Origin of the sequence: Bacillus sp. FSL R5-0709 (genome assembly GCF_038004785.1) — a bacterium.
GTDB classification, from domain to species: Bacteria; Bacillota; Bacilli; order Bacillales; family Bacillaceae_G; genus Bacillus_A; species Bacillus_A mycoides.
The window spans coordinates 5,036,337-5,053,905 of record NZ_JBBORT010000001.1 but is presented as its reverse complement, the minus strand read 5'-3'; the positions used below and the strand labels follow the sequence as shown (position 1 = coordinate 5,053,905).

General features: G+C 38.0%; 19 protein-coding genes. 18 read left to right on the top strand and 1 reads right to left on the bottom strand.

Annotated features, from left to right (window positions below; translation table 11 throughout):
• Positions 1-174 precede the first annotated feature (174 nt).
• From glyA to MKX37_RS25985, 15 genes are all read left to right on the top strand, one after another.
• A complete protein-coding gene (gene glyA / locus MKX37_RS26055) occupies positions 175-1,416 on the top strand; it encodes a serine hydroxymethyltransferase (RefSeq protein ID WP_002016291.1) in 1,242 nt (413 codons plus the stop codon).
• A 272-nt stretch (positions 1,417-1,688) separates the two neighbouring features.
• Positions 1,689-2,318: a uracil phosphoribosyltransferase gene (gene upp / locus MKX37_RS26050; RefSeq protein ID WP_002034907.1), complete on the top strand. Its 630-nt coding sequence runs from the start codon at positions 1,689-1,691 to the stop codon at positions 2,316-2,318.
• 376 nt (positions 2,319-2,694) lie between these two features.
• Positions 2,695-2,808 carry a DUF4024 domain-containing protein gene (locus MKX37_RS26045; protein ID WP_000232963.1) on the top strand — a complete coding sequence of 38 codons (114 nt, stop codon included), beginning with the start codon at positions 2,695-2,697 and terminating at the stop codon, positions 2,806-2,808.
• A gap of 26 nt (positions 2,809-2,834) precedes the next feature.
• Positions 2,835-3,059, top strand: coding sequence for an AtpZ/AtpI family protein (locus MKX37_RS26040; protein WP_002089742.1), 225 nt, complete (start codon positions 2,835-2,837; stop codon positions 3,057-3,059).
• On the top strand, positions 3,059-3,451 hold the full coding sequence (locus MKX37_RS26035) for an ATP synthase subunit I (protein WP_002016288.1): 393 nt from the start codon (positions 3,059-3,061) through the stop codon (positions 3,449-3,451). Before MKX37_RS26040 ends, MKX37_RS26035 begins: the two co-directional genes overlap by 1 nt.
• 7 nt (positions 3,452-3,458) lie before the next feature.
• Complete coding sequence (gene atpB, locus MKX37_RS26030) at positions 3,459-4,178, top strand: F0F1 ATP synthase subunit A (protein WP_000399874.1); 720 nt, start codon at positions 3,459-3,461, stop codon at positions 4,176-4,178.
• A 56-nt stretch (positions 4,179-4,234) separates the two neighbouring features.
• Complete coding sequence (gene atpE / locus MKX37_RS26025) at positions 4,235-4,453, top strand: F0F1 ATP synthase subunit C (protein ID WP_000052064.1); 219 nt, start codon at positions 4,235-4,237, stop codon at positions 4,451-4,453.
• Between the two features lie 129 nt (positions 4,454-4,582).
• Positions 4,583-5,089, top strand: coding sequence for a F0F1 ATP synthase subunit B (gene atpF, locus MKX37_RS26020; protein WP_002016287.1), 507 nt, complete (start codon positions 4,583-4,585; stop codon positions 5,087-5,089).
• Positions 5,086-5,628: a F0F1 ATP synthase subunit delta gene (gene atpH / locus MKX37_RS26015; RefSeq protein WP_002130060.1), complete on the top strand. Its 543-nt coding sequence runs from the start codon at positions 5,086-5,088 to the stop codon at positions 5,626-5,628. The genes atpF and atpH overlap by 4 nt, the downstream gene beginning before the upstream one ends.
• 11 nt (positions 5,629-5,639) lie before the next feature.
• Positions 5,640-7,148, top strand: a complete 1,509-nt coding sequence (gene atpA / locus MKX37_RS26010) for a F0F1 ATP synthase subunit alpha (protein WP_002016284.1) — start codon at positions 5,640-5,642, stop codon at positions 7,146-7,148.
• A gap of 289 nt (positions 7,149-7,437) precedes the next feature.
• Positions 7,438-8,298, top strand: coding sequence for a F0F1 ATP synthase subunit gamma (gene atpG / locus MKX37_RS26005; protein WP_002016283.1), 861 nt, complete (start codon positions 7,438-7,440; stop codon positions 8,296-8,298).
• A gap of 245 nt (positions 8,299-8,543) precedes the next feature.
• Entirely contained in the window at positions 8,544-9,953 is a 1,410-nt protein-coding gene (atpD, locus tag MKX37_RS26000; protein ID WP_002016281.1) for a F0F1 ATP synthase subunit beta, read from the top strand.
• A 20-nt stretch (positions 9,954-9,973) separates the two neighbouring features.
• Positions 9,974-10,375: a F0F1 ATP synthase subunit epsilon gene (atpC, locus tag MKX37_RS25995; protein WP_002016279.1), complete on the top strand. Its 402-nt coding sequence runs from the start codon at positions 9,974-9,976 to the stop codon at positions 10,373-10,375.
• 317 nt (positions 10,376-10,692) lie between these two features.
• Entirely contained in the window at positions 10,693-11,478 is a 786-nt protein-coding gene (locus MKX37_RS25990) for a DUF975 family protein (RefSeq protein WP_033731118.1), read from the top strand.
• Positions 11,479-11,522: 44 nt separating this feature from the next.
• On the top strand, positions 11,523-12,176 hold the full coding sequence (locus MKX37_RS25985) for a DUF975 family protein (protein WP_078421796.1): 654 nt from the start codon (positions 11,523-11,525) through the stop codon (positions 12,174-12,176).
• Between the two features lie 17 nt (positions 12,177-12,193).
• Here MKX37_RS25985 and MKX37_RS25980 read toward each other — a convergent pair whose 3' ends face one another.
• Positions 12,194-14,923 (bottom strand): EAL domain-containing protein, encoded by a 2,730-nt coding sequence (locus MKX37_RS25980; protein WP_078421797.1) that lies wholly within the window; start codon positions 14,921-14,923, stop codon positions 12,194-12,196.
• Between the two features lie 306 nt (positions 14,924-15,229).
• Between MKX37_RS25980 and nuoA the strand changes: the two genes are divergently transcribed.
• The 3 genes from nuoA to MKX37_RS25965 are packed head-to-tail and all read left to right on the top strand — an operon-like array spanning position 15,230 to position 17,567.
• Complete coding sequence (nuoA, locus tag MKX37_RS25975; protein ID WP_000179270.1) at positions 15,230-15,598, top strand: NADH-quinone oxidoreductase subunit NuoA; 369 nt, start codon at positions 15,230-15,232, stop codon at positions 15,596-15,598.
• A complete protein-coding gene (gene nuoB / locus MKX37_RS25970) occupies positions 15,589-16,107 on the top strand; it encodes an NADH-quinone oxidoreductase subunit NuoB (RefSeq protein ID WP_002089729.1) in 519 nt (172 codons plus the stop codon). The genes nuoA and nuoB overlap by 10 nt, the downstream gene beginning before the upstream one ends.
• Positions 16,104-17,567, top strand: a complete 1,464-nt coding sequence (locus tag MKX37_RS25965; protein ID WP_341089425.1) for an NADH-quinone oxidoreductase subunit C — start codon at positions 16,104-16,106, stop codon at positions 17,565-17,567. Before nuoB ends, MKX37_RS25965 begins: the two co-directional genes overlap by 4 nt.
• The last annotated feature ends 2 nt before the right edge of the window (positions 17,568-17,569 follow it).

Sequence of the window (17,569 nt, the reverse complement as noted above, 5' to 3'; positions counted from 1 at the left end):
AGAAAAGACCAATTTTGGTCTTTTTTTTTCTTTTATGATATAGAAAGTCATGTTAGAATGTAGTTGAAAACATGAAGGTTCGAAAGAATTACAACCTGAATTTTCGTTTTTTCTGAATAAATGAGAAAAAACTATTGGGAATTGATGTAATTCGTTCAGAAAAGGGGGATTTTGGTGAATCATTTAAAACGTCAAGATGAAAAGGTATTTGCTGCAATTGAGGCAGAACTAGGAAGACAGCGTTCAAAGATCGAGTTAATTGCTTCGGAAAACTTCGTAAGTGAAGCAGTAATGGAGGCGCAAGGTTCTGTTTTAACGAATAAGTATGCTGAAGGATATCCTGGAAAACGTTACTATGGTGGTTGTGAACACGTAGACGTAGTAGAAGATATCGCACGTGATCGCGCGAAAGAAATTTTTGGCGCAGAGCATGTAAATGTTCAACCACATTCTGGTGCACAAGCGAACATGGCAGTATACTTTACGATTTTAGAGCAAGGCGATACAGTACTTGGTATGAATTTATCTCATGGTGGTCACTTAACACACGGAAGCCCTGTTAACTTCAGTGGAGTACAATATAATTTCGTAGAATATGGCGTGGATGCTGAATCTCACCGTATTAATTATGATGATGTATTAGCAAAAGCGAAAGAACATAAACCAAAATTAATCGTTGCAGGTGCAAGTGCATATCCTCGTGTTATCGATTTCAAACGATTCCGTGAGATTGCAGATGAAGTGGGTGCATACTTTATGGTTGATATGGCACATATCGCTGGTTTAGTAGCTGCTGGTTTACATCCAAACCCAGTACCACATGCACATTTCGTTACAACGACAACACATAAAACATTACGTGGTCCACGTGGCGGTATGATTTTATGTGAAGAGCAATTTGCAAAACAAATTGATAAATCAATCTTCCCTGGTATTCAAGGTGGCCCACTTATGCACGTAATTGCTGCAAAAGCTGTTGCATTTGGTGAGACACTACAAGATGAGTTTAAAACATATGCACAACATATCATTAATAATGCGAACCGCTTAGCTGAAGGTCTTCAAAAAGAAGGACTTACACTTGTTTCTGGTGGAACAGACAATCATTTAATCTTGATTGATGTTCGTAACTTAGAAATTACAGGTAAAGTAGCAGAGCACGTATTAGATGAAGTTGGTATTACAGTGAACAAAAATACAATTCCATTTGAAACAGCAAGCCCATTTGTAACAAGCGGCGTACGTATCGGTACAGCAGCTGTAACATCTCGTGGTTTCGGTTTAGAAGAAATGGATGAAATTGCGGCACTTATTGCTTATACATTAAAAAATCATGAGAATGAAGTTGCATTAGAAGAAGCAAGTAAGCGTGTAGAAGCGTTAACGAGCAAATTCCCAATGTATACAGATCTATAATAGATTGAAAAAGACTGCTGAAACGTAATTGTTTTGGCAGTCTTTTTTGTGGACATATATTATTTTTAAAGTATGTATACAAATGATGAATAAATTTTGGCGATATAATGAAGGATACAGCTCCCATAATTGGTAAAGATACTAGATAGATTCATCGCAAAATCATGATTTTGCCAAATTTGCCCTTGAATATTAGTAGCGTTTTCTTTACAATCGTAAATAGTGTAAAGAAGCGTGTAAACGCATGAATATCATCTAAAGGAGAGATTCACATGGGAAAACTGTATGTATTTGATCACCCGTTAATTCAACATAAGATTACATATATTCGCGATAAGAATACAGGTACGAAAGATTTTCGTGAATTAGTGGACGAAGTAGCAAGCTTAATGGCTTTCGAGATTACTCGTGACCTTCCACTTGAAGACATTGAAATTGAAACGCCTGTAAGCAAAGCGACAACAAAAGTGATCGCTGGTAAAAAACTTGGTTTAATTCCGATTTTACGTGCAGGTTTAGGAATGGTTGATGGAATTCTGAAATTAATTCCAGCAGCAAAAGTAGGACACGTTGGTTTATACCGTGACCCTGAAACATTGCAACCGGTAGAATACTATGTGAAACTTCCAACGGATGTAGAAGAGCGTGACTTTATCGTACTAGATCCGATGCTAGCAACAGGTGGTTCTGCGGCTGAAGCAATTAATTCTCTGAAAAAGCGCGGTGCAAAGCAAATTAAATTAATGTGTATCGTAGCTGCTCCAGAAGGAGTAAAAGTAGTGCAGGAAGAGCATCCTGATGTTGATATTTATGTAGCGGCATTAGATGAGAAGTTAAATGACCATGGTTATGTAGTTCCAGGTCTTGGTGATGCTGGTGACCGTTTATTCGGAACAAAGTAAGACAACAGACGAGAGGGGGATTCCCCGCTCGTTTTTTTTTTCGCCCTCAGCGCACGGGGGAGGGGGAGATAAATATACAGGGTATATACAACATAAGTTATATACACATCACATATAATATAGAAGTCTTACGTCTCGGGGACACTATATTATGGAAGAAAAGCGCTATATCTTAAAAATATAATAGTGACAAACTTGTGAACATTTTCTTCTATTATAAAGAGAAAACTGTTAGAAATTGCATATCTCTAACCAGTATTTAGAAGGGGAACGTTTTCATTTTTGGGAGGAAATGCCTAATACTCAAATTTTTTGATTTTTTACGATTTCTCGTTGACACTGTTAATACCCTATTGTATGCTAACAACGGGGATAGATGGTAGGGCTTTCAGTGACAAAAATGCATCTATTCCGTGACGAAAATGTAAACTTTTTATTTTGTATAGAATTTATGCAGAAAAATGAGTTATTATTAACACATCGTGAATGAGGGTTACATATTGGAGGGATGAATCCTTGCAAAAAAACGATCGCAGCCATATAAAAGCGTATGCTTTAATGTCAGGAATACTTGCTCAGTTAGTTGGTTCTATTCTTATCGGAATCTTTGGTGGGCAATGGATTGATAATAAGGTTGGAACGTTTCCGTTGTTTCTTATTATAGGGTTATTACTCGGGTTAGGAACAGGGGTATACGCAATGATTCGACTCATTCAACATTACTATTCGGGAGAGCAATGATGATAGACGTACATGGACTTGTCCAACGACAAAAGAAATATATGTACTACTTGCTTGCGCTTCTAGTGCTAGGATGGGGAATTACCTCTTACAAGGATGTATTTCTTGGGCTGATTATCGGAACGATTTTCAGTTTTCTTAGTTTGCGCATCATTGCACGTAGAACAGACAAGCTATTAGATCGCGTAACAAATGGAGAAAACGTGAAGTTTAAGGCGACAGCGGTAAGTACATATTCAAGATTCGCCACGATTGGGTTATTAATTTTATTTGCAGCCAAATATCAAGAGTTAATTGCGATGTGGGGCTTAGGTGTAGGATTGCTGACAGGATACCTTGTCATGATCATAGATTTTCTTTATTTAGAGTATACGAGCAGGGAAGAGAGGTGAATTACTAGTGGAACACGGTAAATTAGTTGAATTTCTAGGTTTAACGTTCGATTTGTCATCAGTTATGATGGTTACTGTAGCAGCAGTTATTGTTTTCTTAATCGCTGTTATCGGAACTCGCAGCTTAGCGCTTCGCCCAACCGGGATGCAAAATTTCATGGAATGGGTGTTTGACTTCGTGAAAGGGATTATCAATAGTACGATGGATTGGAAAACAGGTGGACGTTTCTTAACGCTTGGCGTTACGCTTATCATGTTTATCATCGTATCGAACTTCCTTGGTTTACCATTCATGTATTCAACAGTTGAGGCTGGCGAACATATTGCATGGTGGAGATCACCAACGTCTGATCCAGCAGTTGCATTAACATTAGCCGTGATGGTAGTTACCCTCACCCATTATTATGGAATTAAGATGAAGGGTACGAAAGAATATGTTAAAGGTTATTTCCAACCTATGAAATTCTTATTCCCATTAAAGGTTATTGAGGAGTTTGCTAACACATTAACGTTAGGTCTTCGTTTATTTGGTAACATTTACGCAGGTGAAATCTTATTAGGATTACTTGCTAAGTTAGGCGGGGCATCATTCTTAGGAGCATTAGGTGCACTTGTACCGATGTTAGCATGGATGGGATTCAGCGTATTCGTTGGTTCAATCCAGTCATTTATTTTCGTAATGTTAACGATGGTTTATATGGCTCATAAAGTAAGCCATGACCATTAATATAATTTAAGTAAGAAAAAATTTATTTTTTTATAATACAAAGGAGGACAAATTAAATGAGTTTAGGTGTAATCGCAGCTGCAATTGCAATTGGTTTATCAGCATTAGGTGCAGGTATTGGTAACGGTCTTATCGTATCACGTACAATCGAAGGTGTTGCTCGTCAACCAGAATTAAAAGGCGCACTTCAAACAATTATGTTCATCGGGGTTGCATTAGTTGAGGCACTTCCAATTATCGGTGTAGTTATTGCTTTCATCGTAATGAACAAATAAGGGAGACTCCCCTTACATAGATGGCGAAGAGTGTTTTTCCGAACTTTCTTCGCCATTGCTTTATGAACGAAACGTATGTCTTTTTTTTTCATATGATCAATTTAGATATTTTGAAGGGAGTGAATCCTTGTGCCAACTTTATTATTAGGGGCTTCCATTCCATTTGGAACGATTGCTTATACATTGTTCATTTTCTTACTTCTATTAGTAATGCTACGCAAATTCGCGTGGGGTCCTTTAATGGGAATTATGAAAGAACGTGAAGAGCATGTTACTAATGAAATCGACGCTGCAGAAAGAAGTAATGCTGAAGCGAAGAAATTAGTAGAAGAACAACGTGAAATGTTAAAACAATCGCGTGTTGAAGCACAAGAGTTAATCGAAAGAGCGAAGAAACAAGCTGTAGATCAAAAGGATGTTATTGTTGCTGCTGCGAAAGAAGAAGCAGAATCAATTAAAACATCTGCTGTACAAGAAATTCAACGCGAAAAAGAGCAAGCGATTGCTGCTTTACAAGAACAAGTTGCTTCTTTATCTGTTCATATTGCTTCTAAAGTAATTGAAAAAGAATTAAAAGAAGAAGATCAAGTGAAGTTAATTCGCGATTATATTAAAGAAGTAGGAGAAGCGCGATGAGCAATGGGATTGTAGCAAAACGTTATGCTGTCGCTCTTTTCAAAATTGCAAAAGAAAAACACGTATTAGAAATGTTTGAAGAGGAATTACGCCTTGTACAAAACGTTTTTACAAAGAACGGAGAACTACATAGCTTTTTAACGCAACCGAACATTTCAAAAGAGCAGAAGAAAACGTTTCTTGCAAACGTATTCGCATCTGTTTCTGAATCTATTTTAAATACGTTATATATTTTAATTGATAACAAGCGTATTGATATCCTACCTGAAATTGCAAATGAATATGTTGTTCTTGCTAATGAAGAACGTAACGTAGCGGATGCAACTGTATATTCTATTCGTCTTCTATCGGAAGAAGAAAAACTTAACATTGCAGAAGCATTTGCAAAAAAAACAGGAAAAGATGCAATTCGCGTGAAAAATGTTGTGGATGAAGATTTACTAGGCGGCATTAAAGTACGTATTGGAAATCGCATTTACGACGGAAGCTTACAAGGAAAATTAGCACGTATTCAGCGTGAATTAATGAAGAATAGATAGGGGTGAAGCACATGAGCATCAGAGCTGAAGAAATTAGCGCACTGATAAAGCAACAAATCGAGAACTATCAGTCTGAAATCGAAGTTAGTGATGTTGGTACAGTTATCCAAGTTGGTGACGGTATTGCGCGTGCTCATGGTCTTGATAACGTTATGGCTGGTGAACTTGTAGAGTTCTCTAATGGCGTTATGGGACTAGCACAAAACTTAGAGGAAAACAACGTAGGTATCATTATTTTAGGACCTTACACAGAAATCCGTGAAGGTGACGAAGTTCGTCGTACTGGTCGCATCATGCAAGTACCAGTAGGAAAAGAACTAATCGGTCGTGTTGTAAACCCATTAGGTCAACCAGTTGATGGTTTAGGCCCAATCAATACAACAAACACTCGTCCAATCGAAAGTCCAGCACCAGGTGTAATGGATCGTAAATCTGTTCATGAGCCACTTCAAACAGGTATTAAAGCGATCGATGCTCTTGTACCAATTGGCCGTGGTCAACGTGAGTTAATCATCGGTGACCGCCAAACAGGTAAAACAGCAGTTGCACTTGATACGATCATTAACCAAAAAGATGAAGATATGATTTGTATCTATGTAGCTATCGGACAAAAAGAATCAACAGTACGTAACGTAGTAGAAACACTACGTAAGCACGGTGCATTAGATTACACAATCGTTGTAACTGCATCAGCTTCTCAACCAGCTCCATTATTATACCTAGCTCCTTACGCTGGTGTAACAATGGGTGAAGAGTTCATGTACAATGGTAAACACGTATTAGTAGTATATGATGACTTATCAAAACAAGCAGCGGCTTACCGTGAGCTTTCATTACTATTACGTCGTCCTCCAGGTCGTGAAGCATATCCAGGGGATGTATTCTACTTACATTCTCGCTTATTAGAGCGTGCAGCAAAATTAAGTGATGCAAGAGGCGGCGGTTCTTTAACTGCACTACCTTTCATCGAAACACAAGCAGGGGACGTATCAGCTTACATCCCAACAAACGTAATTTCTATTACGGATGGACAAATCTTCTTACAATCTGACCTATTCTTCTCTGGCGTACGTCCAGCAATCGATGCGGGTACTTCTGTATCTCGTGTAGGTGGATCAGCTCAGATTAAAGCGATGAGTAAAGTATCAGGTACACTTCGTCTTGACCTTGCATCTTATCGTGAGTTAGAAGCGTTCGCTCAGTTCGGTTCTGACCTTGATAAAGCAACACAAGCGAAATTAAACCGTGGTGCTCGTACAGTTGAGGTATTAAAACAAGGATTACACAAACCGTTACGTGTAGAGAAACAAGTTATCATTCTTTACGCTTTAACACGTGGATTCCTAGATGATATCCCAGTAGTAGATATCACTCGTTTCGAAGAAGAATTCCATGCTTGGTTAGATTCAAATGCAACTGACTTATTAAGCGAAATTCGCACAACTAAGAAACTTGCGGATGACGACAAATTTGCAGCAGCAATTAACGGATTTAAAAAAGTATTCGTAGCTTCTGAATAATAAATAAAAGCGGAAGCGGCTCGTTCTGAATGTGAGGGGGATGGAGCTTCTGACGAAGAGGCGGTCTTTGCCTCGTAGGAAGAAGTGAAGTCACCGAGCATTCAAGCCGCTGGAGCTAGATAATATAAAGGCATCTCAAACTTTGAGATTGCTGACGGTTATGTAAAGGAAAAGAGTAGGTGCACCTATTCTTTTCCTTCAATCATGAGCAAGAATATCTTGCAACGTAGATTAGGAAGAGGATTCTTACTAATCGTGCCAACTTCCGGAAAAAAGGTGGTGAAAACCTGTGGCATCTTTACGCGATATAAAAGCGAAGATTAACTCGACAAAGAAAACGAGTCAAATTACGAAAGCGATGGAGATGGTATCTGCATCTAAGTTAAACCGTGCAGAACAAAATGCTAAATCTTTCGTTCCGTATATGGAAAAGATTCAAGAAGTAGTAGCGAGCATTGCGCAAGGAAGTAAAGGGATTAATCATCCAATGCTAAATGCGCGTCCTGTAAAGCGTACAGGGTACATCGTTATTACATCTGATCGCGGACTAGCAGGTGGTTATAACAGTAACGTATTACGTACAGTAAGTAACGTAATTCGTGAACGTCATAATATGGATTCAAACCAATATTCAATTATTGTGCTTGGACGACTAGGACGTGATTATTTAAAACGTCGCGGCTTTAACATTATTGATGAAGTAGTTGGATTATCTGACCACCCATCATTTACTGATATTAAAGATATTGCTTCTCGAGCAATTGCGATGTTCGCAGATGGTGCTTATGATGAGCTGTATATTTACTACAATCATTATGTAAGTAAAATTTCACAAGAAGTAACGGAAAATAAAATTTTACCGCTTACGGATGTGGCGTCTGATAAACCGACGACAGCTTATGAATTCGAACCTTCTGAAGAAGAAATTTTAAAAGTATTATTGCCACAATACGCAGAAAGCTTAGTGTACGGTGCATTACTAGACGGTAAAGCAAGTGAGCACGCGGCGCGTATGACAGCAATGAAGAGTGCTACAGACAACGCAATGGAAGTTATCGATTCACTTACACTTTCATTCAACCGTGCGCGTCAAGCAGCGATTACGCAAGAAATTACGGAAATCGTTGGTGGAGTAGCAGCGTTAGAATAGTATTAAAAAGCGTAGGTGGCTTGCTCAGAAGGGGAGGGCATTGAAACTCCTGACAAAGAGGCGTTCTTTGCCTCGTAGGAAGGGGCGAAATGACCGACCCTTCTAGCCACCGGAACTAGATTCAATAAAAAGCGGAAGCGGTTCGTCCAGAACAGGAGAGTCGCGTAAGCTATAAACTAATAAAAATTAAAAGCCGACTTCTCTTAGAAAGCTGGCTAATTAAAAGAAAGCTAGGAGGGAACCCGATGAATAAAGGGCGCGTTACGCAAATCATGGGTCCGGTTGTAGACGTTAAGTTTGATGGCGGAAAGCTACCAGAAATCTACAACGCCCTTACGGTAAAACAAAGCAACGAAAACGGAGCAAGCATTAACTTAACATTTGAAGTTGCACTTCATTTAGGTGATGACACAGTTCGTACAGTTGCAATGTCTTCCACAGATGGACTTGTTCGTGGCACAGAAGTAGAAGATACTGGTAAAGCAATCTCTGTACCAGTTGGTGATGTAACACTTGGTCGTGTATTTAACGTATTAGGTGATGCAATTGACTTAGATGGTGATGTTCCTGCGGATGTACGTCGTGATCCAATTCACCGTCAAGCGCCTGCGTTCGAAGAGTTATCTACTAAAGTAGAAATTCTTGAAACTGGTATTAAAGTAGTAGACTTACTTGCTCCTTACATTAAGGGTGGTAAGATCGGTCTATTCGGTGGTGCCGGTGTAGGTAAAACAGTATTAATTCAGGAATTAATTAACAACATCGCACAAGAGCACGGTGGTATCTCTGTATTCGCTGGTGTAGGTGAGCGTACTCGTGAAGGTAACGACTTATACCACGAAATGAGCGATTCTGGCGTAATTAAGAAAACTGCGATGGTATTCGGACAAATGAACGAGCCACCTGGAGCACGTCAACGTGTTGCATTAACAGGTTTAACAATGGCTGAACATTTCCGTGATGAGCAAGGACAAGACGTACTATTGTTCATCGATAACATCTTCCGTTTCACGCAAGCGGGTTCTGAAGTATCTGCCCTTCTTGGTCGTATGCCATCTGCGGTAGGTTACCAGCCAACACTTGCAACAGAAATGGGTCAATTACAAGAGCGTATTACATCTACAAATAAAGGATCTATCACGTCTATCCAAGCGGTATACGTACCAGCCGATGACTATACGGATCCAGCACCAGCTACAACGTTCGCTCACTTAGATGCAACAACAAACTTAGAGCGTCGTTTAACACAAATGGGTATTTACCCAGCCGTAGATCCATTAGCATCTACATCTCGTGCGCTTTCTCCAGAAATCGTAGGAGAAGAGCATTATGGAGTAGCTCGTCAAGTACAGCAAACTTTACAGCGTTATAAAGAGCTTCAAGATATCATCGCTATCTTAGGTATGGATGAGTTATCTGAAGAAGATAAGTTAGTTGTACATCGTGCTCGTCGTATTCAATTCTTCTTATCACAAAACTTCCACGTAGCTGAACAGTTTACAGGTCAAAAAGGTTCTTACGTACCTGTAAAAAATACAGTTAGTGGTTTCAAAGAAATTCTAGAAGGAAAATATGATGACCTTCCAGAAGATGCGTTCCGTCTTGTTGGTAGCATTGAAGAAGTTATTGAAAACGCGAAGAAAATGATGGCGTAAGGCCTTAGGAGGGACGAATTATGAAGACATTTCCAGTCAGTATTGTAACTCCTGATGGACCGGTTTACGAAAAAGAAGTAGAAATGGTAAGCGTAAAAGCAGAGAGTGGGGAAATGGGGATCTTACCAGGTCACATTCCAACTGTTGCACCTTTAAAAATTAGTGCGGTCCGTCTGAAAAATGGTGGGCACACTGATTATGTAGCAGTAAGCGGTGGCTTTATCGAAGTTCGTCCAGATAAAGTAACTGTGTTATCATCATCTGCTGAAGAAGCAAACCATATCGATATCCATCGTGCAAATGAATCGAAACGTCGCGCTGAGCAACGTATGCAAGATAAACAAGCGCATGTTGACTTTAGACGTGCAGAAATGGCTTTGCAGCGTGCTGTGAACCGTTTAAACGTTTCAGATATGAAGTAAAAAAATCCGTAAGGGCTCTTGCCTTTACGGATTTTTTGTTATGGATATAAATAAAAAGGGGAAAAAAATGCCTCTCTTTAGGTAGGAGAGAGCATTTAGCCGTCAGAGCCTTTTTTTGCCCGATGCCAAGTGAAAATCAAGAAATAAAAAGAACTGCAGGTTCGTTTTTTGTTATGCATAGATGTGTTTTATTTAAATGTCGAAACTGAAACTCAATTTAATAGATAGAATAAACTTACAAAATTGGTATAATTATATTGTTATTTGTATAAGTAGAAAATATATAACAATTTATATTTCATAAAGGAGATGAACAAATGATCGGTGAAATGAAACGAGAAGCATTGTACTCTTTAAAGGGAAAATGGGGACTAGGTGTTGGATCAACGATTTTACATATTATTTTAAGTTATGTTGTTTCAATGGCTGCAATGCTTATACTTTTAATTCCAGGAATTATTATATTTTTCTTAGTTGTTGGTTTAGCGGGTTCAATTGAAGAGGAAGCGATATCAGTCGGGGCAGGTATTACATTTGGAATTTTTTATTGCATAATAATCATTTTGAGTAATGCATCTTATGGTATTACATCATACGGTTATACGAATGTATTGCTACAAATTAGTAAACGAGAAGATGCTAGAGTAGATTATTTATTTGAAGGATTTCGTGGCTTTAAAAGAATGATGAAAACAATGTGGGCTATGCTTGCGATTTTGTTATATACAGGTACGTGGATTCCGATGTTGTTACTAGGTGTATTCGCGTTTTTTGGTGAGGAAGGGAATGTATCGTTAACAATTGCTTTCTTTGTACTATTAGCTATTTCGATTGTTGTAATGATTGTGATGTATTTTTCTTATGCGATGACGTATTATGTTATGGTTGAAAATCCAGATTATAGCGTTTCACAGGCGATGAAAGAAAGTAAGAACTTTATGAAGGGGCATAAACTAGATTTATTTCTTTTATGGCTTAGCTTCATAGGATGGGCTATTTTAGCAATTCTTACTCTTGGAATAGGATTTCTTTGGCTTAGTCCATATGTAGGTACAACGACAGCACATTTTTATCGCTATATTGCAAAAGGTGAATTGCAGTAGGAACATGCTATACTAATAGAATTATTACGTATTGGAGGCTAATTATGATTAGTGATTTAAAAGGAGAAGCACTAGATTCACTAGAAGGAAAATGGGGCTTAGCTGTTGGGGCAACATTACTTATTTCGATTCTTATTTCAGCTTTTAGTTTTAGTGTTGATTTCATTTTCTCTCAGGTTTGGGATTGGAAAGAAGTAGATAACTCACTTTCAGTAGATGTTATTACAATATTGATGGTAGGTCCATTAACGCTAGGTGGTTATTGTTTAGCACTATATATAATTCGTGAAAAAGAAGCGCGTATTGGGCATATATTCAGATGGTTTACGGAAGGAAATAAGTTTATAAAGTCATTTTTATTATATATAGTAGTAAACATTTATATTTTCTTATGGTGCTTACTATTTATTATTCCGGGCATTATTAAATCATTTTCTTATGCGATGACGTATTTTATTATAAATGATCATCCTGAGTATTCAATAAATCAAGCTATTACAGAAAGTCGTCGTATGATGGCTGGACATAAGATGGAGTATTTCATTTTATGTTTAAGTTTTATTGGTTGGTTTATATTAAGTTGTATTACATTAGGGATTGGATTTTTATGGTTGATTCCATATTTTTATACAACGACAGCAGCTTTTTACGAAGAGATTGCAGAAGAATATTACGAAAAAAGAATTCCGACACTTTAAAAAACACCCAGTGTGAACTATTGGTTCATACTGGGTGTTTTTTGTAGGAATTTTATAAACTGTTTACTTGTTAGAGGTTTACTGAAATAGTAACCTTGCATGTATTTACAGTTGTTTTTTTGCAGAAACTTAAGCTGTTTTTCTGTTTCAATTCCTTCAGCAACGACAGAGAGATTTAAAGTATTTGCAAGGGAAAGGATAGTGGAAACGATGGCTCTTTCTTCAGGCCGATGATCGGCTAGTTGTGTAAATTCTTTTGGTACTTTTAATGTATCGATAGGGAAAATTGATAAATAAGCAAGAGAAGAGTAGCCGGTACCGAAGTCATCAATGGACGTTTGAATACCATATTCTTTTAATTGCTTTAGTCTCGATAATGTTTCTTTTTCATCAATCATCGCAATTCGTTCTGTTAGTTCAAGTGTTACATCTTTCGGGTCAATTTTAACGTCCTTTAGTATTTGTGAAATATTTTCGATTAATTGATTTTGTTGAAATTCTTTCGCTGATAAATTGACACTCATTTTTAAGTTTGTGTATCCAAAACTTTGCCATATTTTTAGTTGACGACAAGACTCTCGTAGCACCCAATGCCCAAGTGGGATGACCTGCGGAGTCTCTTCCACAATTGGAATGAACTCACATGGTGAAATGTCACCTAATAGTGGATGTTTCCAACGGATTAAAGCTTCGGCACCGATGATTTTATTCGTTGTAATGTCAACTTGTGGTTGATAGACGAGAAAGAATTCTTTATTTACTAAAGCAAGTGGTAAATCTTTTTCAATTCGAGCTTTTCGCTCCATTTTTTTATATAACTCTTTCGTATAAAGTGAGCTACCATTCTTTCCTTTATTTTTGGTTTCGTACATGGCCATATCAGCATGTTGTAAAATAGATAACGGATCTTCGCCTGCTTCTGGGTATATTGCAATCCCGATACTTGGCGAGATTTGTAAATGTTGATTTTCAATTTCGAATGGCTCATTCATAGATAGTACAATCATATCAGCTATTTTTTGTACATCTCTATCTTCTTTATAATCTTCTATAAGAATTGTGAATTCATCCCCAGCTAACCGAGCAAGTTTCATATTTGACGTCGATATTCGTTCTAGTCTTTTTGCTACAGCAATTAAAAGAAGATCTCCTACCCGGTGACCGAGAGTATCGTTAATAACTTTAAAACGGTCTAAATCGAGAAACATAACAGCAAAAGGTCTTTTTGATATTTTTGCTCGTGCAATTGCCTTTTCTAAGTGTTGATGAAATGAACGGCGATTCGCAAGTTCCGTTAAAGTATCGTGATATGCTAGGAAATTAATTTGCTCTTGTTGCTGCTTGCTTTCTGTAATATCTTTAATCATTAAATAGGCCCCAGAAATATGTTCCTTTAAAAAGATGGGAACAGCTGTAACATGTAAGTAGTAAATATCTCTATTTTTATGATATGCCCGTATTTCTAAAGAAATAGATTTCCCTTTTTTCACGTGATGAAAGGCATTAATGATTTCTTCCAAATCTTGTTCATACATAAGTGAATAGTATGGTTGGTTTAATAATTCATTCGTTTGATAACCGAGTAAAGTAGTTCCAGCGTTGTTCACATTGAGAAAATTACCGTACAAATCTAATGTGAAAATTGGATCTGGATGATGCTCATATAAAGATTTAAACATTTGTTGGTTATGATATAACTCATTTTTTTGTTCTACTAAATCTTCTGTACGTAGTTCGATTTGTTTCTCGAGTTCTAAACTGAATTGCATTTGTGCTAGCAATAATATTTTATTTTGTCTTCGAACTAACGTATGGCGTATGAGAACGAAGGCGAAAGTTACCATAAGTCCAATTACTACGATAGGTGCAAAAACATTTTCGACCAATATAAAAACAATAAGCATCACGACAGAAATATACGGTAATGATAATCGGATTGATTCACCAAATTGAGGCGTTAGTAATATTTGTTCTTGTTTTTCGGGCTCTTTTGTGTGAAGTATACAAGCGATTGCTACCAATAATAAGGTTACTTGATATAATGGAGCAACTGTGAACATAGAGTGCTCAGGCTGGAAGTATTTTATATAAGCATAAATAGAATCCGTAGTAGCATACAAAATTAAAGCACTGCCAAGAAGAGCACCAACTTGCTTTGGTAGTAAGGATAATGGTCTGAATAAAAGGTTGATTCCTATTAAAAGAAAGAGTAGATCAGCCATTGGATACGTGAGTTGAACAAACATGTCGATATATGATGTTGTAAAAATATGAATGGTTCTTTCAATAAGTAAATAGTAGCTTAAAGTAAATTGAGCAGTAACAATAATACAAATATCACATATCGTAAAAAGTTGTTCCAATAAATCTCGGCCATAAATAATTTCATATAGAAAGGCAAATGCAAAGCTAACTAAAAATAATAAGTAAAAAAAGTCTGATGGATCAACGAATGTATAGTAGTCATGCAGAATTAAGCGTTGATAAGCAACTATTATATCGCCGATGAAATAAGAGAAGGATCCGATAGTTAATGTTATCCAAAACAAACGAGATAACCCTTGTTTTATATTTGAAAAATAAAATATATAACTGCAAATTGTAATATCAATTAATATGGTACTTATTCCAGTTAATATTTGAAATGGGAGTGCGTACTCATATAAAACGGACATTGATACGTAATGAATAGCTATATACAATAATGAAATGCTTATAAGAATACTTACATGTGTTTGTTTTTTCATTTATATCACCCACTGTATATACATAAGAACCACCTTTTTGTAGTTTATGTTTTTTATGATTGCTTGAAAACATATAGAATTTCTATATTTATTTTACACATTTATAATGAGTTGTAAAAATAGATTTGCTCAGCAAGTATTAATTGTTGTTTCTGTTCCCAATATATCGACATAGGAATTTGAAGTTTGCTATAATGAATTAAATAGTTGCATTATTTAGAAAAATTTAAAAATAATAAATAATGCAAGTAAGACATATTGTTTACTATGTGAACTTGTTCTTAATTCAGGGGGGAGGATTTCACAATGGCAAGTGTATATGAAAATAGTTATATGATCGTTTTGATTTTCTTGCTATTAGGTATATTGCTGCCGGTAGTGGCTCTTACATTAGGGAAAATGCTGCGTCCAAACAAACCGAGTGCAGCGAAAGCGACGACGTATGAGAGTGGAATTGAGCCTTTTCATGATGCAAATATTCGGTTTCATGCTCGTTATTACATTTTCGCTTTATTGTTCGTCATCTTTGATGTAGAAACTTTATTTTTATACCCATGGGCTGTTGCATATGACAAGCTTGGTTTATTTGCACTGATTGAAATGCTCATTTTTGTTGTGATGTTGCTAGTTGGATTAGCGTATGCTTGGAAAAAGAAGGTGTTACAATGGTTATAAATTTTGAGGAATTACACCCACAGGAGCGAGCGGAATTAGAAAGGAATATCTTTTTTTCTACATTGGAACAGTTGAAGGGATGGGCGCGGAGCAACTCTTTATGGCCGATGACATTTGGACTGGCATGCTGTGCGATTGAAATGATGGGAGTAGGCTCATCACATTACGATTTAGATCGATTTGGGTCATTTTTTCGGACTTCACCAAGACAATCGGACGTCATGATTGTGTCAGGAACGGTAACGAAGAAAATGGCACCTATTGTTCGGCGCCTATATGATCAAATGCCTGAACCGAAGTGGGTAATTGCGATGGGATCTTGTGCAACGGCCGGTGGTCCGTATGTGAATTCGTATGCTGTTGTGAAAGGTGTAGATCAAATTGTACCAGTTGATGTGTATATTCCTGGATGCCCTCCAAATCCTGCTGCTTTAATTTATGGAATTAATAAATTAAAAGAAAAAATTCGTTACGAGGCGAGGACCGGGAAGCAGGTGACGAATAAATGAGTGATCCAAATAAAGACTTAGAAAGTATGAAAAGAGAAGCAGCCCGTCATGCGAAAGAGGAAGCGCGAAAACGTCTTGCTGCGAAACATGGGGCGGAAATGTCTAAACTTGAAGGAGAACATCGAGAAAAAGAGAAAGCGCTACCAAAAGATAAGGAGATTAATGTAGAAGAAGCGAAGGTGGAGGCCGCAGCAGCTGCAAAAGCAAAAGCAGCGGCATTAGCGAAGCAAAAGCGAGAAGGATCAGAAGAAGTAACGGATGAAGAAAAAGCCAAAGCGAAGGCGAAAGCCGCAGCAGCTGCAAAAGCAAAAGCAGCGGCATTAGCGAAGCAGAAGCGAGAAGGATCAGAAGAAGTAACGGACGAGGAAAAAGTTAAAGAAAAGGCGAAAGCTGCAGCAGCTGCAAAAGCAAAAGCAGCGGCATTAGCGAAGCAAAAGCGAGAAGGATCAGAAGAAGTAACGGACGAAGAAAAAGCCAAAGCGAAGGCAATGGCCGCAGCAGCCGCAAAAGCAAAAGCAGCGGTATTAGCGAAGCAAAAGCGGGAAGGATCAGAAGAAGTAACGGACGAAGAAAAAGCTAAAGCGAAGGCGAAAGCCGCAGTAGCCGCAAAAGCAAAAGCAGCGGTATTAGCGAAGCAAAAGCGAGAAGGATCAGAAGAAGTAACGGACGAAGAAAAAGCCAAAGCGAAGGTGAAAGCCGCAGCAGCTGCCAAAGCAAAAGCAGCGGCATTAGCGAAGCAAAAGCGAGAAGGATCAGAAGAAGTAACGGACGAAGAAAAAGCCAAAGCGAAGGCAAAGGCTGTAGCAGCTGCAAAAGCAAAAGTAGCAGCGTTAGCGAAGCAGAAAGCCTCACAAGGTGAGGGGGATTCTGGAGATGAGAAAGCAAAGGCAATTGCAGCCGCGAAAGCGAAAGCCGCTGCTGCGGCAAGGGCAAAGGGATCTGTAAATAAGATAGAAGACGGACTGCAGCAGGAAGAACCATCAGTTAACCAACCATATTTAAATCGCTATGTGGAGATTGTTAAGGAGAGGATAGGAGAACATGCATTAGTAGATTCCTATATTAATAAGCTTTCAAAAGATGTTCCAACGCTTGTGGCTGAGCCTTCGAAATATTATGAAGTGATGGAATTAATGCGATTCCATGAGGGGCTTGCTTTTGATTATATGTCAGAGCTACATGCGACAGATTTTGTGACACATATGGAAGTATACGTTCATTTATTTTCATATGGAAAGAAACAGTCAGTAGCAGTGAAGGTAAAGCTGGATAGGGAAGCGCCGCAAGTACAATCGGTGACGCCGCTTTGGAAAGGGGCAGATTGGCCGGAGCGTGAAACGTATGATTTGCTCGGTATTGTATTTGAAGGTCATCCTAATTTATCCCGCATTTTAATGCCGGATGATTGGGTGGGGTATCCGCTTAGGAAGGATTATGAACCGTATGATGTGGAGGTGTAGCT